This window comes from Halobacillus sp. B29 (genome assembly GCF_052246755.1).
In the GTDB taxonomy this organism is placed as follows: domain Bacteria; phylum Bacillota; class Bacilli; order Bacillales; family Halobacillaceae; genus Halobacillus; species Halobacillus halophilus.
In genome coordinates, this window is the sequence record NZ_JBQQCM010000007.1 from 31,027 (window position 1) to 54,556 (window position 23,530).

A 23,530-nucleotide genomic window follows, 5' to 3' on the forward strand; every position below is an offset into this window, starting at 1 on the left:
TTAATTACTCCAAAATCTCTTCTATATGTAGGTGCATATGTTCTTTTAAGTGATAAATTTCTCCATCTTCTTCTAAGCGAATCATAGGTCTTGTAGGATGGGTATGGTCTACAAAGACAATCTCCGCCCGTTCATTGTTGGACAACCTTACCTTTGTCCCTGTTGAATAATTGGTCATTTCTTTGACTAACACTTGAATAATGGTGTGATCATAGCGTCCGAACTGTTCCTTAAGAACATTCTCAAGGACTTTAAATGGAGAATGCTTTTGGCGATACACACGTTCTGAAGTCATGGCATGGTACATATCACTAACCGCAACAAGCTGACTATAGGGATGAAGTTTGGTATGGTTCAGTCCAAGAGGATAACCGGTTCCGTCCAATCGCTCGTGATGCTGTAAAATAGCAAGCTTGGCGGGGCGGCTCAGTGCCTGAATGTTTTCTACCAGACGGTAAGAGTGTGCAGGATGGTGTTTAATTTGTTCAAATTCCCGTTCTGTGAGCGGAGCCTCTTTATCGATTACATGTTGATCGACCTTCGCCATTCCGGCATCACTGAGTAACCCTGCAAGTCCTACTTGAATCCACTCCCCGTACTCATAGTCCATTTTGCAAGCTAAATAAGAGGCCAGAACACTCATCGCTACACTATGGTGATATAGGTAATCCCAGCTTGAGGAATAATGATGAAGTCTGAAAATCACATGCTTCTCCTGAACAGCACTTTCTAACAAAGGGACCATTTCTTTACGGATCGCTTTAATATCGAGGGATTCTCCTGCCCGCCACTCGGAAAACCATTTCTTATAGGATTCAACGGCATGTAAGTACTGGTCGTGAAAGGTAACGTTCTCACTTGACTCATTGAACCCTGAAGGCTGTGTTTCGATCGCTTCATCATCTACTGGTTCTTCAGGAACAAAAGGAGAACCGTCTGAAAGTTTGTTCGCAACTTCTACGGATTCAATTAGAAACTTCTTTAACACTTGAATATGTATAGGATAAACCAACGTGTTTTTAGGGATAATTGGATTTTTAGTACGCCCCACTACATCTTTTGTTATTAAACAGCCCGTGACCAATTGGGAAGGGTGCACCCGCATATCATTTTCCACCTCTCTTTAAAGGAGTATAGCTATAAAGTGAACTAAAATTTCTAAAAAAGCTCTGTCAAACCCCGTGTTGACCCTTACACTTAGTTCCCGGTTTTGTAAGAATCCTTTTCGAGATGTTTGATGGGAGGAAAGGTCCTTCGAGGAACGACTCGCTTTCCGCGGGCATGCGCTGAGCTTCCTCAGGCTGACGCCTTCCGGGATCTCACCTGTCATGTTCATCCCGCAGGAGTCTCGCCGTTCCCCTACGGACCTTGCAAAATCAGAAGCTCGAAACCACTTAAAGCATCACCTGCGTAATGAGGGATTAGACCAGGTGATTGTGCACCTATTTTCAGGATGTAACGATGCACAATAGCCTTTCATAAAAGCATTTCATACAGATTAAGGAGGAGAACTATCTCTTCTGGAAGGATCCGTTCGCAAAATTATAGTTGGGTTGGTGGGGAATTGGGAGACTCCCATGGGAGAAGGGATTAGGTGAGATCCCGCAGGGAGTGAAACGAGCGAGGAAGCTCACCGTTCCCCCATAGGAAAGCGAGTTATTTCCCCACCAACCCTAATTCTTCTTTCGCAACGGACCCAAAACATCTCGAAATCTAGTCTTATAGTACACGGTACTATAACGTAATAAGCCTTTTATGTACATCCACAATAACGGTTAACAAAGCCTTAAAAAAGCCGCCTGCCGTAAAATTCGACAGGCGGCTTGGCATTTCCCAGCAAACAAGGGGATTATTCTTCAGAAGTATCCCCCACTTCTGGAGTTTCCTCTGATGATGTTTCTTTATCTTCGTTCTTTTCAATTGCTTCTTCAATGATTTCTTCTTCTTCTTTTTCTGATTCCACACGAGCTACCGTGGCTACTTCTTCCCCGTCTCCAAGACGGATCAAGCGTACACCTTGAGTGTTCCGTCCAGTTTCAGAAATGCTTTCAAGCGGCATCCGGATCAGCACTCCACTTTCCGTGATAATCATGATATCTTCTTCACCATTCACGGCCTGGGTGGCAACAACATAACCATTTTTCTCGGTAAGGTTACACGTAATAATTCCTTTACCACCCCGATTGGTAATGCGGTAATCCGTTGCCGGTGTCCGCTTCCCATACCCTTTACTTGTGACGGTAAGAACCTGCAGGTCGTCCTCCAGGATTTCCATAGATACAACGCGGTCGTCGTCTCTAAGCGAGATCCCCTTCACACCTGCAGCTGTACGGCCCATTGCACGGATCTGATCTTCGTTAAACCGGATGAGATAGCCATTTTTGGTACCAATCATAATATCCTTTTGGCCATCTGTCAGTTTCACGGAAATCAATTCGTCGTCTTCCCTCAGTCCGAGTGCAATCAGACCGCCGCGGCGGATGTTCGCAAATTGGGAGAGGGTCGTCCGTTTGGTGATCCCGTTCCTAGTTGTAAATAGAAGGTACCAATCGTCGACAAAGTCTTCTACGGTAATGACGGCGTTAATCCACTCATCCCGCTCAATATTCAGCATATTGATAATTGGAATCCCTTTAGCTGTTCGGCTGAATTCAGGAACTTCATAGCCTTTAGCCTTATATACTTTTCCTTTATTGGAGAAGAACAGCAGTGTATTGTGTGTGGAAGTGGACAGTAGATGTTCCACAAAGTCCTCTTCGTGTGTGCCCATTCCTTGTACACCACGTCCGCCTCTTCGCTGTGAACGGTACGTGTTAGCAGGGAGACGTTTGACATAACCTTGATGCGTCAAGGTTACAATGACCGTTTCCTCCGGTATTAAGTCTTCGTCTTCAATAAAGTCACTGCCGCCCAACAAAATTTCAGTACGACGTTCATCGTTAAAGCGTTCTTTTACGTCTTCAAGTTCTTCTCGGATAATTTCCAGAACTTTCTCTTCATCAGCAAGGATTGCTTTCAATTCAGCAATAAGCTTCATGAGATCCTGGTATTCGTTTTCAATCTTTTCACGTTCTAAACCAGTCAGACGTTGAAGACGCATATCCAGAATAGCTTGAGCCTGGCGATCGGACAGCTCATAACGCTCCATTAAACCACTTTTGGCAATCTCAGTCGTTTGTGACTCACGAATGAGCGTAATCACTTCGTCTAAATGGTCGAGAGCTACTCGAAGCCCTTCCAGGATATGAGCTCTCGCTTCCGCTTTACGAAGTTCATAAGCAGTTCGACGCTTGATGACTTCTTTCTGGTGCTCCAAATAGTATTCCAGGCACTGTTTCAAGTTCAATACTTTTGGATGACCTTTAACCAGAGCCAGCATATTAATACCAAATGTGGATTGAAGAGCCGTCATCTTGTAGAGGTTGTTCAACAGCACATTTGGATTAGCATCCCGTCGTAATTCGATCACGACGCGCAGACCATTACGGTCGGACTCGTCCCGAAGGTCCGTAATGCCGTCAATTTTTTTGTCGCGGGCAAGATCTGCTATTTTCTCGACAAGACGAGCTTTGTTCACCTGATACGGAAGCTCCGTAACAATTAAGCGTGCTTTCCCATTCGCCTGTTCTTCGATTTCTACATTTGCCCGGACGGTAATGGATCCTTTTCCAGTTTCATAAGCTTTTCGAATACCGCTTAGTCCAAGGATTTTCCCAGAGGTTGGAAAGTCTGGACCATAGATGTGGTTTTCCATCAAATCCTGAATGGTAATATCCGGATCTTTACTGACGGCAAGTACAGCATCGATCACTTCACCCAGCTGATGAGGAGGAATATTCGTAGCCATCCCTACTGCGATACCTGAACCACCGTTTACCAGTAAGTTCGGGAATTTGGCAGGTAAGACAAGAGGTTCCTTTTCCGTACCGTCATAGTTGTCATCATAGTCAATTGTATCTTTATTGATGTCTCGCAAAATCTCCATAGAAATTTTGGACATTCTTGCTTCCGTATAACGCATAGCGGCAGCGGCGTCGCCGTCTACAGAACCGAAGTTTCCGTGTCCGTCCACGAGCATATAACGGTAGTTGAAGTCCTGAGCCATACGCACCATCGTATCGTACACAGCCGAATCACCGTGCGGGTGATATTTACCGATAACCTCCCCTACAATACGGGCAGATTTTTTGTGAGCTTTATCGGAATGCATGCCTAAATCATGCATTGCATACAAAATCCGGCGGTGTACAGGTTTCAAACCATCACGGACGTCAGGCAAGGCACGTGCCACAATAACACTCATGGCATAATCCAGGAAGGATGTACGCATTTCCTGGCTTATATTAATTTCCTGCACGCGTGGGCGTTCGGGTTGATCCACCATTCTTTTTACCTCCTAATAACCTATAAGGGGAGAAAAGCTCAACAGAGCCTTTCCCCATCCATTTACACTGTTTCTATTTTTATTGTGACTACCATTTTGTTTATTTCTTATACATCCAGGTTCTGGACATATTGAGCATTTTCCTCAATGAAGTTACGGCGTGGTTCTACCTTGTCCCCCATCAGAATATCAAAGGTTTCGTCTGCTCCAATCGCGTCTTCCAGACTCACTTGAAGCAGTGTCCTTGTCTCGGGATCCATTGTGGTTTCCCAAAGTTGTTCCGGGTTCATCTCTCCTAAACCTTTGTAACGCTGGACGCCTGGTTTTGGAGAGTTTGGCAGCTCTGCAAGCATGGTATCAAGCTGCTTATCACTATACGTATAATAAACGGCTTTCCCTTGCTGAATTTTATAAAGAGGCGGCTGGGCGATATAAATGTAGCCATGTTCAATCAAAGGACGCATATAACGGTAAAAGAAGGTTAGAAGAAGCGTTCGAATATGAGCTCCGTCCACATCAGCATCCGTCATAATGACGATTTTATGGTAGCGGGCTTTAGAAATATCGAAATCTTCTCCGATTCCTGTACCGAGCGCTGTAATAATCGCACGAACTTCATTATTTGATAGGATTTTATCTAAGCGAGCTTTCTCTACGTTAATAATTTTCCCGCGCAAAGGAAGAATCGCCTGGAAATGTCGGTCCCGACCCTGTTTCGCAGACCCTCCGGCTGAGTCACCCTCAACCACGTAGATCTCTGAAATACTGGGATCTTTAGACGAACAGTCCGCTAATTTACCAGGTAGGTTGGAAACTTCAAGCGCATTTTTGCGGCGAGTAAGCTCACGTGCTTTCTTTGCAGCCATACGGGCTCTCGAAGCCATTAGACCTTTTTCCACTACAATTCTTGCCATGTTTGGATTTTCAAACAGGAATTTGGAGAAGCCTTCTGAGAATAGCGCATCGGTAACCGTACGCGCTTCACTGTTTCCAAGCTTCGTCTTTGTCTGTCCTTCAAATTGAGGATCAGGGTGCTTAATCGAAATAATAGCCGTCAATCCTTCACGGACATCATCTCCAGTTAAGTTCGGATCCGTATCTTTGAACATATTATTTTTACGCGCATAATCATTAATTACACGAGTGAGTCCGGTTTTAAAGCCGGATTCGTGGGTTCCGCCTTCGTACGTATGAATATTATTCGCATACGAATAAAGATTGCTCGCGAAGCCATCATTATACTGAAGGGCGATTTCAATAGAAATGTCATCCTGTTCACTTTCTATGAAAAATGGTTCGTGGAGCACTTCTCTCGTACGGTTCAAATGCTCGACATAAGAGCGAATACCACCCTCATAATAATAGCTTACCGGCTCTTCATCTGTACGTTTATCTTCAATCGAAATCGTTAAGCCGCGATTCAGAAAAGCAAGCTCTCGTGTACGAGTAGCCAGTGTTTCAAAGTTATATTCAACGGTTTCGGTAAAGATTTCTTCATCCGGTTTAAACTGAATGCGTGTTCCAGTAATTTCTGTATCTCCGATGACTTTCAAATCTTCTTCCGGCACCCCGCGGTGGAAAGCCTGGTAGTGAATCTTGCCATCACGGTGGACGAATACTTCAAGTTTTGATGATAAAGCATTTACAACGGATGCCCCTACACCGTGGAGTCCTCCAGAGACTTTATAACCTCCGCCTCCAAATTTCCCTCCGGCGTGAAGAACCGTCATAATGACTTCTACTGCAGGACGTCCTGTCTTTTCCTGAATCCCTACAGGAATTCCACGGCCGTTATCTGTCACGGAGATGCTGTTATCTTTCTCAATCATCACTTGGATCTGGTCACAATGACCTGCCATCGCTTCGTCAATACTGTTATCTACAATTTCCCATACAAGGTGGTGCAGTCCTTTTTCGTTCGTCGAACCAATATACATTCCCGGGCGTTTACGAACCGCTTCCAGCCCTTCCAGTACCTGTATCTGGCTCTCATCATAGGATTCTTTTTCAATTATGTCTTCCTTCATGGTACTCACCTACATTTCTCAAGTGGTTTTACTTATGAACTCTATTACGGACGATCTTCTCTTACCCACCTGACTCTTCTGAGAAGTCTTCCAGTTTATTTAACGTGGTCTTCATATTGGCCCTCTTCTTTAAAGTGAATACGGAAAGCGGGCTGAAATATATATAATCATTTGTAATGACGATGGCTTTCACATGATCTTCTTCTGTTTCCACCACGCGTCTGTTTTTCCGCTGATTAAAAATCATTTCCTCGATAATAGAGGACGATGCCATCAAACTGTGATCGATAATCGCTACCACATCTTTTGATTGGATGACATGATCGTCACCGATATGAATGAACAATTTGCCACCTCATTTCTCTACTTCGATCGTTCCTTCTCTAACATGAAAGATCTCTGCATGCTTCAAAGCTTCATGTTCAATTCCATCTATACTAGTCGTTGAAACAAAGGTTTGAACTTTCCCCTGGATGGTATGAAGCAGATGGGACTGCCGGTAATCGTCTAGTTCGCTGAGCACATCATCCAACAGAAGAATGGGGTACTCGCCCACTTCACTATGAATGAGTTCAATTTCTGCGAGTTTCAAAGACAGGGCGGTTGTTCTCTGCTGGCCCTGGGAACCATAGGTCTGAACATCTTTTCCATTCACATAAAATATAAGATCATCCCGGTGAGGACCTGCAAGCGTAGTTCCCCTTTCAATTTCCTTTGTTTCAATTTCTGAAAATTTTTCCATGTATATTTTCTTTATTGTGTCCAAATTCATATCCTCTGATACTTTGACACTTGCATTATAAGAAATATCAAGTTTTTCTAGTTTGCGGCTTATTCCTTCATGAATGGGAGTAGCCCATGAACGGAGCAGCTGCATAAACTTAAACCTTCGATCCACAATCGTCGCTGCATGCTCCATCAACTGATCCGTCAATACGCCAAGCATCGTCCGGTCAGCGTGAGGCTTACGCTGCAAATCTTTCAGCAGATGATTACGCTGACGGAGGATCTTTTGATATTGTCCTAAATGATAGATATACGTCGGTTGAATCTGTCCGATTTCCATGTCGATAAACCGACGACGCACCTGAGGGCTTCCCTTGACCAGGTTAAGATCCTCAGGTGCAAACATAACGACATTCAAAGCACCTATGTAGTCACTAAGGCGCTTTTGTTCAATATGATTTAATTTCGCTTTTTTCCCTTTGGTCGAAATGACAATCTCGAGAGGAAAACGGCGATTCCGTTTAAATATACTCCCTTTTATTTTACCATACTCGGCGTCCCATTGTATTAATTCTTTATCCCTCGGGGTCCGGTGTGATTTTGTAAAGGCTAAAGCATAGATCGCTTCCATCAAATTGGTCTTTCCCTGGGCGTTTTCACCAATAATGACATTTATCTTATGATCGAATGTCAGGGACAATTGATCATAATTCCTAAACGACCGAAGCGACAGCTCATGAATATACATAAGTCAGGTTCATTTCACCTTATTCTTCACGTACAACCGTGAAGCTGCCAAACTCTTCTATTTCGACTGTATCTCCCAGGTAAAGCTTACGCCCACGACGGTTTTCCAACTCTCCATTTACAAAAACTTCAAATTCACTAAGGAATAATTTAACCATTCCACCAGATTCCACAACGTTGGATAATTTTAGAAACTGACCAAGCGGGATATATTCCGTTGATATTTCAATACGTTCGCTCATTTTCATTCACCCTATTCCATGAATTCACCTTCTTTTTATTTTACTAAAGATGAAGGTGTAAGAAAAGTCCAAGAGATTTATTCTGTTTCAGCGGCTCACCATAAGAAAAGGCACCGCTATGATTTTCATAACAGCGCCACTTTTAAACTAGTACTATATTCGAATGACTGACATACCTTTTATACTAACACGTTTTTTATAAATCAGTAGGTGCGGACGGGCAGGATCAGCTGGAGAATTTGTTCGTCATCTACTGGACGAATTAAGAAAGGACGCATCGCTCCAGTGAATTCTACTTTTACTTGATCATAATCCACAGCTTTTAAAGCATCCATCATATATTTAGCACTAAAAGAAATCTTTAGATCTTCTCCGTTTACATCATCTGCTGTTACTTCTTCAACCACATTTCCTACTTCAGGGGAGTTACCTGTGATTTCAAGGTGGTTGTTTTCTTTCGTAACTAAACGAACGACGTTATTACGATTTTCTTTTGCTAATAGAGATGCCCTGTCGACAGATTGAAGCAATTCTTTCGTGTCGATTTTCACAATTGTTTTGCTTTGCTCAGGAATTAAACGCGAGGTCTCTGGATAATTCCCTTCCAGAAGTCTGGATAAGAAGTAAAGGTGCTTCGTACGGAACAATACCTGGTTCTCCGTGACACTTACTTCGATCGTATCTTCTGAATCATCAAGAATTTTATTCAGTTCAGTTAAGCTTTTACCTGGAATGACGACCGGAGGCAGATTCTTGCCTTCTGGATGCTCCAATGGAATCTTCCTGGATGCCAGACGATGGCTATCCGTTGCAATAAACTCGAGTTCTCCATTTTCAATACGTACATGAACGCCTGTCAAAATAGGCCTTGTTTCTGAAGTCGATACCGCAAATACAGTTTGACGAATTAAATTCTTTAATAGATCAATAGGCAGCTCAAAGCTATCCTCGGTATGCAACTGAGGTAGTTGTGGATATTCTTCAGGGTCCTGTCCATTCAAATGGAATTCAGCATTACCTGAGCGAATGGTAACATTTCTGTAATTATCACTTTCAATTTCAACGGTGTTTTGTGGAAGTTTACGAACGATATCAGGGAAATACTTAGCCTGGAGTACTAGGCTCCCTGGTTCAATGTTCTCAACATAAACGATTCCATCTTCTTCTTGTGGAATAAAAGATTCAATCGAGATATCTGAATCACTTCCGGTCAGTTTTACGCCTTCTTCACTAACTTCTAATTTCATTCCAGTCAAAATAGGGATGGTCGTTCTTGATGAAATAGCTTTCATGACATCCTGAACGCTTTGCATCAACTGCTCCCGCTGAATTATAAATTTCATGAATACCTTCCTCCTAGTGAACCTATATTATATATTTATTTTTTATTAATAAACCGTAATAGTAATAGTATGCGCTGTGGATTTGTGGATAACAGGATTCAGACCAAACAAACCAAGGTTATCCACATGTGTATAAGTTGTTGATGGATGTGGTACGGTTATTCACATTATCCACGTTACGTTTTCAGCTGCTCTTTAATTTCATCCAGTTCTTTTTGAAGCTGCTGATCGGCTGCGACCATTTTAGAAATCTTCTCATGAGCATGGATGACTGTCGTATGATCACGGCCTCCAAATTCTTCACCAATTTTCGGTAAAGAAAAATCGGTTAACTCTCTTGATAGATACATAGCGATTTGACGCGGAAAAGCAATGGTTTTAGTCCGCTTTTTCGCTGGAAAATCTTCTAATCTAACATTATATTTCTCTCCAACCATTTCCTGAATGGCTTCAATTGTAATGACTTTAGGCTTAGAGCTTGGAATGATATCTTTTAATGCTTCAGCTGCCAGAGAAGCATTAATATCACGATTAATCAAAGACGAATAAGCGACCACTCGAATAAGAGCTCCCTCCAGCTCACGAATGTTTGTATCGATTTGATTCGCAATGTAGAGCATGACTTCGTTTGGAATATCCAGCCCTTCTGCCTTGGCTTTCTTACGCAGAATGGCAATCCGCGTCTCTAAATCCGGCGGCGTAATGTCCGTAATCAATCCCCATTCAAAGCGGGAGCGCAGCCGATCCTCAAGAGTCGGTATTTCTTTAGGCGGACGATCACTGGAGATTACGATCTGTTTGCTTTCCTCATGAAGTGTATTAAACGTATGGAAGAACTCTTCCTGGGTCTGTTCTTTACCTGCAAGAAACTGAATGTCATCAATTAAAAGCACGTCTACACTGCGGTACTTATTACGGAAGTTGACGGCTTTATTGTCTCGAATCGAATTAATAAATTCATTGGTAAACTTTTCAGATGATAAATAAACGACTTTCGCATTTGGATTATGATCCAGGACATAATGGCCAATCGCATGCATCAGGTGTGTTTTTCCCAGTCCGACCCCACCATAGATAAACAGCGGATTGTAAGCTTTTGCCGGTGCTTCTGCCACCGCCAGAGATGCTGCGTGGGCGAAGCGGTTTCCTGAACCGATCACAAACGTATCAAACGTATATTTAGAGTTGAGCATACTTTGCGGTGTCTCTTCATTCCCATTATTCTTCACATCAGGAACCTTCTTGGACGACAGCTTTACATCATCCATCGATTCTTCTTTCGTTTCCGGAATAATAAATTTTGTATCTAACTCCGCTCCAGTCACTTCATAGAGCGTTTCCGTAATCAATCCCTCATATTGATTCTCAAGCCAGTCTCTGGCAAATTCATTCGGAGCTACAATGGTCAAGGTATTTTCGTTAAGAGAATCAGCTTTGGTAGCCTTCAGCCATGTTTCAAAGCTTGGCTTACTGATTTTTTCTTTAATATGCTCCAAGGTGTTATTCCAAAGTTCGTGTATGTTCTCCAAATTGTTTCACCCCTTTCTCTATAAATGGAAAACAAAAAAACCTTTCGTTCTCTTTTTCGAACGTAGCAAAAGGATCGAAAGGTTGTTGTATAAGTTTTGTATACTCTTTATCGTTAGAAAACTTCTAATTTCAATGTGGATGTGAGATTCGCGACATACAAGACTTATAGAAAGTTATTTTCATTATCCACATTCCTGTGCATAAAAGCATATACAAGTGTGTTAATAAATGTCCACACGTTATCCACAATCTGTGGAAAAGATTTTAAGCACTCAGAAGTCATTCACGCTTAAACACAAATATAATACCAAATAAAAACTGGAGTTGCAATGATTTAGGGGAACTTATCCACAATTACCACACCTTGTAGACAACAACTATCCACAACACTATATTTTGTGAATACCTTGTCGATATTTGGTGTGGACAGTCAGCTGGAGTCGAAAAAAATATACACACAGCCTGTGGATGTTCGCTGAATGTATTTTATTCTCGCTTATTTCGCTAAAAAAATCAACGAGGTGTTATAGTACACAAACTGTTATATAACGGAGTAGATTCAAGTGGATCTAGAGGAGAAAGTGAAAAGGACATTGACAGAATGAAGATACGTTGCTTATAATTATTAGGACTGCCTTTTAGAAGTAAGTTATGGAATTATTCCTCAGGAGGTGTATATATAATGAAACGCACATTTCAACCAAATAATCGTAAGCGCAAAAAAGTACACGGCTTCCGTACGCGCATGAGCAGCCCAAACGGCCGTAAAGTAATTGCTCGTCGTCGTCGTAAAGGAAGAAAAGTTTTATCAGCATAGGCCACTGAAAACCTCAGTGGTCTTTTTTTCTAGTTAAGATTGTCTTGCGGAGTCGGGTCTCTACTATGAGATCCACTGCGCTTTTCTAATGTTCAGGGCGTGAAGGTCTGACTGGCAACTAGCGCTTTATATTTTTGGAGGGAGTTCTATGAAGAAAGAATATCGAATTAAAAAGAATGAAGAATTCCAAAAAGTATTTCAGCACGGTCAGTCGTTCGCGAACCGGCAACTCGTCCTTTACTATTGGAAGAAAAAAGACCAGGCTCATTTTCGAATCGGCCTCTCTGTCAGTAAGAGGATTGGACCTGCAGTGGTTCGAAACCAGGTGAAACGTTATTTAAGACAAGCCTTTCACGAACTGGAAGACCAAATCCATCCTCAGTATGACTTTGTGATTATTGCTAGAAAACCAACCAATAATATGAACTTTCATGAAACGAAAAAAAGCTTGATCCATGTTCTATCAAGATCAAAGCTATTGAATAAGAAAAAATAAGCCATCATCTTATAGAATTATTCTATGAAATAATGCTACACTGATGTATGGATAAAAAATAATTTTTAATGAATAGCCAGAGGGATTCAGTAAGGAGGAAGGAACGTTGCGTAACAAAATAATAGCATTGCTTGCCATGGCAGGTGTGCTTACGTTCTTATCCGGGTGTACCCAGGTCAATCAGGATATCACCGAGGATAGTACAGGATTCTGGAATGAATATATTGTTTTTCCATTATCTAAGACGCTCTTGTATTTCGCAGATCTGACAAACGGAAGTTTTGGATTGGCGATTGTAATCGTAACCATTATTATCCGAGTATTGTTACTGCCGTTAAACGTTAAACAGTTAAAAAGTTCAAAAGCTATGCAGGAAATTCAGCCGGAACTTAAAGAATTACGAGAAAAATATTCTTCTAAGGATGCACAGACCCAGCAAAAACTTCAGCAGGAAACGATGCAGCTTTTCCAGAAAAATGGTGTTAATCCATTGGCAGGCTGTCTGCCTATTATTGTGCAAATGCCGATATTGATTGGTTTCTACCATGCTATTATGAGAACATCTGAGATTCAAACTCACAGTTTTCTATGGATGGAATTAGGGCAATCTGATCCATTCCTTGCGATTCTTACAGCAGCTACCACATTCCTACAGCAGAAGCTGATGATGGCGGGAGGAGCAGCAGCTCAAAACCCGCAAATGCAGATGATGATTTACATCATGCCGCTAATGATCGGTACATTTGCATTCTTCTTCCCATCAGCCCTTGCGATCTATTGGATTGTAGGTAACATCGTTATGATTCTTCAGACCATTTTTATTCGTAAGCCAATGATGAAAGATGCGACGGGAGGAGCAGGTGAGTGAAGCAAATAACTGCTACTGGCACCACAGTTGATGAAGCGGTCCAATCAGCACTAGAACAATTACAAACATCGAAGGACCAGGTTCAAGTAGATGTCATTGATGAAGGTAAAAAAGGATTTCTTGGTTTTGGTTCAAAACCGGCAATCGTAAAAGTATCTATTCAAAAGAATCCAGTGCAGGATGCCGAATTATTCATCATAGAAGTAGCAAAGCAAATGGGTGCTCCTGTACAAGTAAAAACAGAAGTAAAAGACCGTGATATTGCCATGCAGCTCGAGGGTGAGAAAATCGCCATGCTCATTGGAAAACGCGGTCAAACCTTAAATTCACTGCAATATTTAACTCAACTCGCCGTTAATCGGGAATCCGATCAGTTTTATAACGTTATGCTGGATGCAGAAGGTTATCGGGCAAGACGAAAGGAAACGCTTGAAAACCTGGCTAAGCGATTAGCGGAAAAAGCGATTTCCTCTGGTAAAGAGGTCAAGCTCGAGCCTATGCCTTCCTATGAACGGAAGATTATTCATTCGGCTCTTCAAAACCATAAAAAAGTCGTAACTGATTCCGATGGAAATGATCCACGTAGACATGTGGTCATACGTCCTTCCTAAAGAAGTTACATGTACACTGAAAACTTCTGCCAATCATCGTTGGCAGAAGTTTTTTTATGGGATTTTTTTCGTGAATCCAGTATTATAGAATGGTTCTTTAGAACGTTAGTATTGGTTTTTTCGCTAAAAAACTTTTTAAACTAAAGGGCCGGTTACTGTAAGACTCAGTTTCGAGATATCTTAGGTCCGTTGCTGATATAGATAGGGGCTGGCTACGGAAACAACTCGCTTTCCTGCGGCCCTACACGAAGTAGGGCCGGAAAGCAAAATCGTCCCCCGCAGGACCTAATTCTCTCAAAAGTCTCGAAACTGAGTCTTCAAGTAATGGGAGCTTTTCTTTAATAATCTGTACGGAGATTTAAATGAGCCAGTTGAATAATGAGTTATACACATGTGGATAATGAAATTAAAGGGGAAACGGCTTTGAGAGGTTGTTGATATCTTTTCAATTACCGGACTGATATGATATTCTATTAAGTTAGTGACTACAATAAATTCTACTTTGTGGATAAATATAAAATAGCAACATGAGGAGGTGAGCGCGTGTGGAAACAGATACGATAACTGCCATATCTACCCCTATGGGAGAAGGAGCCATAGCAATCGTTCGACTTAGTGGTCCTCAAGCTGTCTCTATAGCTGGAGATTTGTTTCGTGGAAAGGATTTAAACGAAGTCGACTCCCACACGATGCACTACGGTAAAATAATAGATCCTGATACGGGAGAGACAGCAGAAGAAGTAATGGTTTCCGTTATGCGTGCGCCTAAGACTTTTACGAGGGAAGATATCGTTGAAATTAACTGCCACGGCGGTCTGGTTTCAGTGAACCGTGTCCTTGAAATCGTCTTAGCAAGTGGAGGACGCCTGGCCGAACCTGGTGAATTTACGAAGCGCGCGTTCTTAAATGGCCGGATTGATTTGTCTCAGGCAGAAGCCGTGATGGATTTGATTCGTGCGAAAACGGACAGGGCTATGAACGTTGCTCTAAAGCAGATGGACGGACGACTATCGAACCTTATTCAGCAGCTAAGACAGAAACTGCTTGAAACCTTAGCTCACGTAGAAGTAAATATAGATTACCCTGAATATGATGACGTCGAAGAAATGTCTCATGAAATGATGGAGCAAAAGACAAAAGAAGTCCACGCGGAAGTTTCAAATCTTCTGCAGACCGCCCGTCAGGGGAAAATTTTAAGAGAAGGCTTAGGAACGGCCATTATCGGCCGGCCTAACGTCGGAAAATCGTCCTTAATGAATACACTGGTGCACGAAAACAAAGCGATTGTGACGGAAGTTCCGGGAACGACTCGTGATGTGATTGAGGAATATGTCAATGTTCGCGGAGTTCCGCTTCGTCTGATCGACACGGCTGGTATTCGGGAAACCGAAGATATTGTCGAAAGAATAGGCGTGGAACGATCCAGACAAGTATTAGAGGAAGCCGATCTCATCCTTCTTGTGTTAAACTATGGAGATGAGCTGAATGATGACGATAAGCAGCTATTTGAAGCCCTTCGTGACATGAATATTATTGTTATTGTTAATAAAATGGATTTGGAACCAAAATTAGATATCGATCAGGTGAAAGAATTTGCTGGAGATAATCCCGTAATTTCTACCTCGCTAATTCATGAAAAAGGAGTAGATCAGCTTGAAAATGCGATTGCCGATACCTTCTTTGAAGGGGAGCTGGATGCGGGAGATATGACGTACGTATCCAACGTCCGCCACGTGCAGTTGCTCAAGCAGGCCAAGCAAGCCCTTGAAGATGCCCAGAACGGTATGGAAATGGGAGTACCGCTCGATGTGGTGCAGATTGACGTCACAAGGACGTGGGAAATTCTTGGTGAAATTATCGGAGATACCGTGCACGAAAGCTTGATCGATCAGTTGTTTTCACAGTTTTGCTTAGGGAAATAAACAACAACAAAGGAGAGACAATAAATGACTTATGATGCTGGGCATTATGACGTAATTGTAATCGGTGCCGGTCACGCAGGGGTAGAAGCTGGTCTTGCAGCAGCCCGCAGAGGCGCCAAAACGTTAATGCTTACTCTCAACCTGGATCTGGTCGCTTTCATGCCGTGTAACCCTTCGATTGGCGGGCCGGCAAAAGGAATCGTAGTTCGTGAAGTGGATGCACTTGGCGGCGCTATGGGTAAAGTAATTGATAAAACGCACATTCAAATGCGTCTGCTGAATACAAGAAAAGGTCCTGCCGTACGAGCACTGAGAGCTCAGGCGGACAAACCACTTTATATTAAAGAAATGAAGAGAATTCTAGAAAATCAGGAAAACTTGACGCTTAGACAGGGAATGGTTGAGAAGCTGCTTGTCGAGGACAATGAAATCAAAGGAGTCGTTACAGAAACAAAAGCAGCTTACTATGCTCCAACGGTTATTGTAACGACGGGAACGTTCATGCGTGGACGTGTCCTGATTGGAGACCTCTCCTATGAGAGCGGTCCTAATAACCAGCGTTCTACGGTTTCTCTTTCCGAGCAGCTGGAGGAACTGGGAATTAATATGGTCCGCTTTAAAACGGGTACACCAATGCGGGTAAACAGCCACACGGTTGATTATTCCAAAACGGAAATCCAGCCGGGCGAAGAGGAACCAAGATCGTTTTCTTATGAAACGACAGAGTTCATTACGGATCAAATTCCTTGCTGGCTGACTTATACAAACGAAGCAACTCACAAAATTATTGATGATAATTTAACGCTGTCTGCGATGTATTCAGGCGCTGTCCGGGGAACAGGTCCACGTTATTGCCCTTCTATTGAGGATAAAATCGTGCGCTTTAATGATAAACCAAGGCACCAGATTTTCCTGGAGCCGGAAGGTCGCGATACAGAAGAAGTGTATGTACAGGGTCTTTCCACTTCCCTGCCTGAGTATATACAGAACGAAATGATGAGGACCGTACCTGGACTTGAGAATGCGGAAATCATGAGGGCTGGCTATGCCATTGAGTACGATTCCATTATCCCGACTCAATTATGGCCAACTATGGAGACGAAGCAAATTTCCGGACTGTTTACCGCTGGACAATTAAACGGAACTTCCGGTTACGAAGAAGCGGCCGGTCAAGGGCTGATGGCAGGGATTAATGCAGCTGCGAAAGCACTGGATCTCGAAACATTAATTCTCGACCGCTCAGAAGGCTATATCGGCGTTATGATTGATGATCTCGTGACCAAAGGTACCGACGAGCCATATCGTCTTCTCACGTCTCGTGCAGAATTCCGCTTGATGCTTCGCCATGACAACGCAGATATACGTCTGCTTGAAAAAGGATACGAACTAGGGTTAATTCCAGAAGAACGCTATCAGCGCTTCCTTGAGAAAAAACAGCAGATCGATGAAGAAAAAGCCCGCTTAGATAAAGTCATTCTGAAGGAAACAGAAGAAGTTCAGGCTGTCATTGAAGAAGCGGGAGGCACCCGCTTGAAGGAAGCGGTACGTGCCATTGATTTACTGAAGCGTCCTGAAATGAAATACAGTCACCTGGAGCGTCTAACCCCTAGTGAGGTCTCACTACCGGAAGATGTGAAGGAACAAGTAGAAATTCAGGTTAAATACAGCGGGTATATTAAAAAAGCGCTCGAGCAAATCGATCGTATGAAGAAGATGGAAACGAAGAAGATTCCTGAAGACATTGATTACGATGACATTCATGGACTTGCTACAGAAGCTCGCGACCGTCTCAAAGAAGTACGACCATTATCTGTGGGGCAGGCTTCACGTGTTTCCGGAGTTAACCCGGCTGACGTGTCTATATTACTTGTTTATATCGAACAAGGAAAAATCGCTCGCGTATCGGGTGAATAAAACGAAAGGATGGAAGCATGGATATTAACACCTTTCTCGAATCGCTTAAGAACCAGGGTATTGAATTAAGCGAACATCAGCAGCAACAGTTTCACAAGTACTTCGAAATCCTTGTGGAATGGAATGAAAAAATGAATCTCACAGCGATTACGGACAAGGAAGGTGTTTATCTTAAACACTTCTATGACTCTTTGACCGCTTCGTTTTATTATGATTTTACCAAGCCCTTACGAATTTGTGATGTGGGAGCCGGAGCCGGCTTTCCAAGTCTGCCGCTTAAAATTGTGTTCCCGCACTTGAAAGTGACGATTGTCGATTCATTAAAGAAACGAATCACTTTTTTGAATCACTTAGCCCACGAATTAGGGTTAGATGACGTGGCTTTTTACCATGATCGTGCCGAAAATTTTGGTAAAAACGCGAAATTCCGAGAAGGTTATGATCTTGTCATGGCTCGAGCTGTTGCTCGAATGTCCGTACTGAGTGAATTATGTCTGCCTTTAACCGCTAAAGGCGGGCATTTCATGGCTATGAAAGGACCTAACCTGGCCGATGAAATGGAAGATGCAGCGCTTGCTATCCAAACAGTCGGAGGAGAGGTGGAAAACGTGCATACGTTCACCCTTCCTGAAGAGGATAGTGAAAGAAATATTGCGATTATCGAAAAGCGCCGGAAAACACCTAAGAAATATCCGCGTAAAGCGGGTACTCCAAATAAAGCACCGATTCAGTAATCGAATCCCCCTTACGCTCTAAGGAGCCGAAGGGGGGTTTTTGTCTCATGGTTTTATTAAGAGGGTAGAAGTATAGAAGAAGGGGGACGCCATGATGAAAATTGTTGTACTATCAGACACTCATATGCCTAAAAAGGGGAAGTCTCTACCGGGGAGGTTAGTTGGGGAACTGCCTTCAGCTGACGCCATTATTCATGCCGGAGACTGGCAGACGAAGGAAGTGGTTGAAGAGCTGAAAGGGTATGGTCCACCCGTCTACGGCGTTTATGGAAACGTAGATGGGAAAGACATTCAATCCGTTTTTCCTTATAAGCAGACGATTGAGCTGAATGGTTTTCGAATTGGGCTGATTCACGGTCATGGAGAGAAAAAAACGACGGAGAAAAGGGCGGTCGAAGAATATAAAGGTGAGGAAGTGGACCTCATTATTTTTGGTCATTCTCATCTGCCGCTGACCCGCTACGTGAATAAAGTGATGTTATTTAATCCAGGGTCTGTCACAGATAAACGGAAAATGCCTTATTACTCGTTTGGTATTCTCAGGCTTGAAGAAAACATTCACGCCGAGCATGTTTTCTTCACCTAGAGACTTAACAAAGACCTCCTGCTCCCTATTTCCCAGAGCTGGAGGTCTTAGCCTGACAGGTCGGACAGTAATAACACCGTCTGGAAGCTGCCTTGTATTTAATGATTTCTGTTCCATCAATGCGGCATGGCTGACCTTCACGGTTAAATACCCAGTGCCGATATTGATATCGCTTTGATCCCTCCGATTTTAAACGGTGAGCAAGTTCAAGATTATTCGTAATTCCTTTATGCTCATAAGAACGCCACATGAGTTCTATACAGGCATCGGCTGCTTTTCTAAGCTGCTCTTCTGTGCAATCATCCGGTCTGAGTTCAGGATGAATGTTCGCACAAAACAAAATTTCACTCCGCAGATAATTCCCGACTCCAGCGATAAAAGCCTGATCTAATAGTAATGAACTCCATTTTCTTCTACGGAACCTTTTATCTTTAAATCGCTCTACCAGCTCTTCACTCGTAACGGATTCATTTAAAAGGTCTGGACCGACTTTGGCTATAAAAGGATGTTCTTCTACTTCCTCATCCTTTAACACCTCTATGTCAGATGCACTGTAAAGCAGCGCTGATTTCTTTTCGTTATGAATGGCAAGCCTTAGCTGACGGTTGGTCTTCGGATAATTATAGGCGTTTCGGACGTACCATTTTCCGTATAACTGATTATGAGAATAGATGGTTAAGCCTTGATCGAATCGGATCAGCATGGCCTTTCCACGGGTTTCAACCCGCTTAATCATAGCTCCTTGAAACATAGCTTCATAATCCTGAAGCTGTTCAAACGCAAAAGATATCTCAAGCACAGGGCGGCCGATCAACGCTTTTTCCACGTGATCAGCCGCCCTTCTTATTTCTGGACCTTCTGGCATATACAGTTCTCCTCTCTTCTTCTATTTATTGTGTAAAAGAAGAGAGCTTTTAGCAAGAAATAACGCTTTAGCTGGAAGTGTACAGTCCGCCATTGATGTGGATAAACTGGCCAGTCATGTACGTGGAGTCATCGGAAGCAAGCAACACATAACTTCCTACGTGCTCTACTGGCTGACCAGGACGGCCCATTGGCGAGTTGGTACCAAACTGTTCCACTTTGTCTTCTCCAAAGGTAGAAGGAATTAATGGGGTCCAGATTGGGCCAGGCGCCACTCCATTTACCCGGATTCCTTTATCCACGAGCTGTTTGGCCATGGAACGTGTAAAGGCTACTACAGCGCCTTTCGTTGCGGTATAATCGACAAGCTGCGCATTCCCGGTATAAGGGTTAATGGAAGCAGTATTGATAATGGAGCTTCCTTTTTTCAAGTGAGGAATCGCTGCTTTTGTCATATAGAAAATGGAATGGATATTCGTTTTGAATGTGCTTTCCCATTGCTCTGCCGTAATATCCATTAAATCCTCGGTTGGATGCTGTTCAGCTGCATTATTTACTAGAATGTCGAGCTGACCCAGTTCATTGACTGTACGTTCAACAGCGTCCTTACAAACGGATTCTTCTCCTACATCACCAGGAATTAGAATAGCGCGGCGACCCTGCTCTTCTATTTGTTTTTTAGTATATTCCGCATCTTCGTGTTCTTCGAGGTAGGAAATCGCAACGTCTGCTCCTTCTTTGGCATAGCCAATGGCTACCGAACGACCGATTCCGCTGTCTCCTCCTGTGATTAGAGCTACTTTGCCGACTAATTTATTTCCGCTTTGATAGTCTTCATCTGCTTGAAGCGGCTGAGGGTCTAATTGACCTTCCACTCCAGGTTGTTTTTCCTGTTCCTGTTTAGGCTGACCTTGAGTTTGCTTTTGTGAACGATCCATATTGAAATCCTCCTTTTGTTTTATCACTATAATATTATAATACCCTCATTCCACAATTAGGAAAAAGGTAAACAAAAGAAAGGAGTTCTTACACTTTCTATAGAAAAATGCTTGTATGGATTCATCATCAACTCTTTTATCGTTTTCTGTCGATTGGACAGAATGCTGTGGAGTGATCAGCCTCAAGAATCATGTAAAGTATTCTAATCTGGCTTCAGGAAAGTACTGCTCAATATATCCGCCTAGTACCTCCTGCATTTCTTTTTGTTCATCTTTCTGGTAAACATATTTTCCGATTCCATAACGTCCCCATTTATATTTTCGCTTTTCTTCGTCCATTTCAAGCTTGGTCATCGGATAATTTTTCTGAATAACGCGCTTGGCCGGCTTTGTAAAACGATGTTGAATCAGTTCGAAGGTAAGATCTTTTGTTGCTTGTTCCGGAAGCTTATCATACAGCTTCTCAAACAAAATTCGATAGCCTTCTTTCCAATCCTCGTAAAGATAAATAGGGGCGATGATAAATCCTAAAGGATAACCAGCTTCCGCTACTTTTACCGCTGCTTCAATTCGATCATCCAGACGAGAGGTACCCGGCTCCAAGTATTTGATTACGTAATCAGCATTCATACTGAACCGGAAACGTGTACGGCCATTGTGTTTCGCATCAAGCAAGTGATCAACGTGTGCGAATTTGGTTACAAAACGTAAGCGCCCATGCTCAGACTGACCAAAATATTCGATCGCCCGTTTTAAAGTGTGGGTGAGGTGATCGACGCCAACGATATCAGAGGTACAGGAAGCTTCAAACCTTGTTTCTTCCGGTGCCCGCTCTTTCATATAGGCTTCCGCCGCTTCAAACACCTCTTCGACATTTACATAGGTGCGGATATAAGGTTTACTGCCCATGGTCGTTTGTAAGTAGCAATAATGGCAGTGGCCCATGCACCCTGTCGCAAAGGGAATGGCATACTCTGCAGAAGGTTTGGAGGTGTCGAATTTCAAGGTTTTTCTCACACCTACCACCAGTGTGGATTTCGCCATCCGGTATTTCTGAAAATCATTTTCTCCTGGTAAATTGCGGACTTGGTTATGGGATGTGGTCTCGCGAATTTCAATACCCATACCTTCAAATTTTTCTTTCAGTTCTTTACCTAGCGGGTATTTGAGAGCTCCGGGTTCGATGTAAACAAGTTCGGGTACAAATGGCTTTACCACTGCAGTCCCTCCGGTTCAATCCCGCCGCCAAATGTATCATGATAGGCGCGTTCAGCTTCACCTTGTGAGGCATAGACAGCTATTTCAGAATCCAGTGGGAAATACGTTTCATATAGAAAAAGGGCTAAATCACCTGGATTTTCTGGATCTTTCACGACGGCTGCTTCCTGTACATTGGCCACATCATACGTATGCGGGTTGCGATAGATAACATAAACAATATCTCCCGCACGATAGTTGGGTTGTTGAAATTCCATAACCACACCTGCTTTCCATAGTTTGTGTTCATTTTTCCACAAAACCTGAAATTTATTAGACAAATGCTTTATTTTCGATTTTAATAAAAGAGTTCTTACACTAAAGGGCATGGTTGTGGAAGACTCGATTTCGAGTTAAAGTGAAGGTCCTGCGAGGGAGGATTCGCTTTCCGTGGGCATGTGCTGAGCCTCTTCAGGTTTCACCTTCCGGGGTCTCACCAGGAAAGCGAGACCTCCGCCCACGATCCTAAACATCTACAGATAGTTCGAAACGGAGTCTTCAAGTTTCGTGAACTTATCTGAAATAATTAATATTATGCTTTTAATTAAAAAGGGGTTTTTTACTATGAATTGGCCGCTAACAACCGAACGTCTGAATTTACAACCGTATGAGGTATCTCAAGCAGAGCGAATGACAGAGCTTGCCGGGGACAAAGCTGTGGCAGCTACCACCTTCGTTCCTCATCCCTATACTTTGGAAGATGCCCAAAACTGGATACGTACACATGAAGAATGGATCAAGGAAGGAAAAGCTTATCCTATGGCTATGGTATTGAAATCAGCAAATGAGCTGGTGGGGACGATGACGCTGAGAGTGGATCATAAACACAAGAAAGGCGAGCTTGCTTATTGGGTTGGGAGAGCTTATTGGGGGAAGGGATATGCCTCGGAAGCGGCCGCCCGAATGGTTGAGTATGGTTTTGAAACCTTGAATTTACATAGAGTGTGGTCTGCAGCCATGAATGAAAACCCAGCTTCTGCCAGGGTGATGCAAAAGGCTGGATTGAGTTATGAGGGGACATTGAAACACGATATCTACCACAGGGGTGAATACAAGGATATTGATGTTTATGGGATGATTGCTGAAGAATATCATTCATGAAAAGCTTACATACCAAATAGAAACAGCTGGTGACCTGTAGTCATCAGTTGTTTTTTTATTTATTTTGTATGCCCAGAGACGGTTGCTCCTAATTTCTAAACGCTTATTTATTTCAGAAGTGATGAGAGCTATGAGATTTCGTATATTTCCCAGGAAATATACGAAATCTTTTTTTATTTTGGTTAAATTATTTGTTTTCTTTTTGCTTTACTTTTTATGGAGAGGTTTAAAAGGAAGTGTTGTGCTCTTATCCCTGTTAATTTTAGGTTAAATGGGAAAGCTTTTCTCCTGTATTGCCTAGCGATATAGGAGAAAAGTTTTTCATATATTTTGAGACCATTACTATGCCAAGCGAGATACTCGGGCTTCTGTAAGAGTTAAAGTGAGCGTCAAACAGCAGGTACACGAACGTATTGACCAGGA

General features: G+C 42.8%; 21 protein-coding genes. 9 read left to right on the top strand and 12 right to left on the bottom strand.

The annotated features are described in order from the left end of the window. Nucleotides 1–4: 4 nt before the first annotated feature. The 8 genes from ACTWP7_RS10435 to dnaA form a co-directional block, all read right to left on the bottom strand. Nucleotides 5–1,105: an HD-GYP domain-containing protein gene (locus ACTWP7_RS10435; protein ID WP_443123126.1), complete on the bottom strand. Its 1,101-nt coding sequence runs from the start codon at nucleotides 1,103–1,105 to the stop codon at nucleotides 5–7. Between the two features lie 744 nt (nucleotides 1,106–1,849). Further along, nucleotides 1,850–4,384, bottom strand: coding sequence for a DNA gyrase subunit A (gene gyrA / locus ACTWP7_RS10440; RefSeq protein ID WP_443123127.1), 2,535 nt, complete (start codon nucleotides 4,382–4,384; stop codon nucleotides 1,850–1,852). 107 nt (nucleotides 4,385–4,491) lie between these two features. Beyond that, complete coding sequence (gene gyrB, locus ACTWP7_RS10445; RefSeq protein WP_443123128.1) at nucleotides 4,492–6,411, bottom strand: DNA topoisomerase (ATP-hydrolyzing) subunit B; 1,920 nt, start codon at nucleotides 6,409–6,411, stop codon at nucleotides 4,492–4,494. Nucleotides 6,412–6,472: 61 nt separating this feature from the next. Further along, on the bottom strand, nucleotides 6,473–6,757 hold the full coding sequence (gene remB, locus ACTWP7_RS10450) for an extracellular matrix regulator RemB (protein ID WP_443123129.1): 285 nt from the start codon (nucleotides 6,755–6,757) through the stop codon (nucleotides 6,473–6,475). A gap of 9 nt (nucleotides 6,758–6,766) precedes the next feature. Then, nucleotides 6,767–7,885, bottom strand: coding sequence for a DNA replication/repair protein RecF (gene recF, locus ACTWP7_RS10455; RefSeq protein ID WP_443123130.1), 1,119 nt, complete (start codon nucleotides 7,883–7,885; stop codon nucleotides 6,767–6,769). 19 nt (nucleotides 7,886–7,904) lie between these two features. After that, entirely contained in the window at nucleotides 7,905–8,126 is a 222-nt protein-coding gene (gene yaaA / locus ACTWP7_RS10460) for a S4 domain-containing protein YaaA (protein ID WP_014641301.1), read from the bottom strand. Between the two features lie 203 nt (nucleotides 8,127–8,329). Continuing rightward, nucleotides 8,330–9,469, bottom strand: a complete 1,140-nt coding sequence (gene dnaN / locus ACTWP7_RS10465) for a DNA polymerase III subunit beta (protein WP_443123131.1) — start codon at nucleotides 9,467–9,469, stop codon at nucleotides 8,330–8,332. A 176-nt stretch (nucleotides 9,470–9,645) separates the two neighbouring features. After that, nucleotides 9,646–10,998 (bottom strand): chromosomal replication initiator protein DnaA, encoded by a 1,353-nt coding sequence (gene dnaA / locus ACTWP7_RS10470; RefSeq protein WP_443123132.1) that lies wholly within the window; start codon nucleotides 10,996–10,998, stop codon nucleotides 9,646–9,648. Nucleotides 10,999–11,681: 683 nt separating this feature from the next. On the opposite strand from dnaA, the gene rpmH reads away from it, so the two are divergent. The 8 genes from rpmH to ACTWP7_RS10510 all read left to right on the top strand — a co-directional run bounded on the left by rpmH (nucleotide 11,682) and on the right by ACTWP7_RS10510 (nucleotide 18,947). Next, nucleotides 11,682–11,816: a 50S ribosomal protein L34 gene (gene rpmH, locus ACTWP7_RS10475; RefSeq protein ID WP_014645390.1), complete on the top strand. Its 135-nt coding sequence runs from the start codon at nucleotides 11,682–11,684 to the stop codon at nucleotides 11,814–11,816. Between the two features lie 148 nt (nucleotides 11,817–11,964). After that, a complete protein-coding gene (gene rnpA, locus ACTWP7_RS10480) occupies nucleotides 11,965–12,312 on the top strand; it encodes a ribonuclease P protein component (RefSeq protein WP_014645389.1) in 348 nt (115 codons plus the stop codon). Nucleotides 12,313–12,418: 106 nt separating this feature from the next. Beyond that, nucleotides 12,419–13,180: a YidC family membrane integrase SpoIIIJ gene (gene spoIIIJ, locus ACTWP7_RS10485; RefSeq protein ID WP_014645388.1), complete on the top strand. Its 762-nt coding sequence runs from the start codon at nucleotides 12,419–12,421 to the stop codon at nucleotides 13,178–13,180. Beyond that, nucleotides 13,177–13,791 carry an RNA-binding cell elongation regulator Jag/EloR gene (jag, locus tag ACTWP7_RS10490; RefSeq protein WP_443123133.1) on the top strand — a complete coding sequence of 205 codons (615 nt, stop codon included), beginning with the start codon at nucleotides 13,177–13,179 and terminating at the stop codon, nucleotides 13,789–13,791. The genes spoIIIJ and jag overlap by 4 nt, the downstream gene beginning before the upstream one ends. Before the next feature lie 545 nt (nucleotides 13,792–14,336). After that, entirely contained in the window at nucleotides 14,337–15,713 is a 1,377-nt protein-coding gene (mnmE, locus tag ACTWP7_RS10495; protein WP_443123134.1) for a tRNA uridine-5-carboxymethylaminomethyl(34) synthesis GTPase MnmE, read from the top strand. Nucleotides 15,714–15,737: 24 nt separating this feature from the next. After that, nucleotides 15,738–17,627 carry a tRNA uridine-5-carboxymethylaminomethyl(34) synthesis enzyme MnmG gene (gene mnmG / locus ACTWP7_RS10500; RefSeq protein WP_443123135.1) on the top strand — a complete coding sequence of 630 codons (1,890 nt, stop codon included), beginning with the start codon at nucleotides 15,738–15,740 and terminating at the stop codon, nucleotides 17,625–17,627. 17 nt (nucleotides 17,628–17,644) lie between these two features. Beyond that, on the top strand, nucleotides 17,645–18,361 hold the full coding sequence (rsmG, locus tag ACTWP7_RS10505; protein WP_443123136.1) for a 16S rRNA (guanine(527)-N(7))-methyltransferase RsmG: 717 nt from the start codon (nucleotides 17,645–17,647) through the stop codon (nucleotides 18,359–18,361). Between the two features lie 94 nt (nucleotides 18,362–18,455). Further along, nucleotides 18,456–18,947 carry a metallophosphoesterase family protein gene (locus ACTWP7_RS10510; protein ID WP_443123137.1) on the top strand — a complete coding sequence of 164 codons (492 nt, stop codon included), beginning with the start codon at nucleotides 18,456–18,458 and terminating at the stop codon, nucleotides 18,945–18,947. Between the two features lie 25 nt (nucleotides 18,948–18,972). On the opposite strand, the gene nei is transcribed toward ACTWP7_RS10510, so the two are convergent. The 4 genes from nei to ACTWP7_RS10530 all read right to left on the bottom strand — a co-directional run bounded on the left by nei (nucleotide 18,973) and on the right by ACTWP7_RS10530 (nucleotide 22,224). Continuing rightward, nucleotides 18,973–19,812, bottom strand: coding sequence for an endonuclease VIII (gene nei / locus ACTWP7_RS10515; protein ID WP_443123138.1), 840 nt, complete (start codon nucleotides 19,810–19,812; stop codon nucleotides 18,973–18,975). Between the two features lie 67 nt (nucleotides 19,813–19,879). After that, a complete protein-coding gene (locus ACTWP7_RS10520) occupies nucleotides 19,880–20,749 on the bottom strand; it encodes an SDR family oxidoreductase (RefSeq protein ID WP_443123139.1) in 870 nt (289 codons plus the stop codon). 189 nt (nucleotides 20,750–20,938) lie between these two features. Then, the gene (gene splB / locus ACTWP7_RS10525; protein WP_443123140.1) at nucleotides 20,939–21,967 is read right to left on the bottom strand and encodes a spore photoproduct lyase; all 1,029 of its coding nucleotides are present in this window, start codon (nucleotides 21,965–21,967) and stop codon (nucleotides 20,939–20,941) included. Further along, entirely contained in the window at nucleotides 21,961–22,224 is a 264-nt protein-coding gene (locus tag ACTWP7_RS10530; protein WP_014645378.1) for a transcriptional regulator SplA domain-containing protein, read from the bottom strand. The genes splB and ACTWP7_RS10530 overlap by 7 nt, the downstream gene beginning before the upstream one ends. Before the next feature lie 346 nt (nucleotides 22,225–22,570). Here ACTWP7_RS10530 and ACTWP7_RS10535 point away from each other — a divergent pair, with 346 nt between their 5' ends. Further along, the gene (locus ACTWP7_RS10535; RefSeq protein WP_443123141.1) at nucleotides 22,571–23,107 is read left to right on the top strand and encodes a GNAT family N-acetyltransferase; all 537 of its coding nucleotides are present in this window, start codon (nucleotides 22,571–22,573) and stop codon (nucleotides 23,105–23,107) included. The last annotated feature ends 423 nt before the right edge of the window (nucleotides 23,108–23,530 follow it).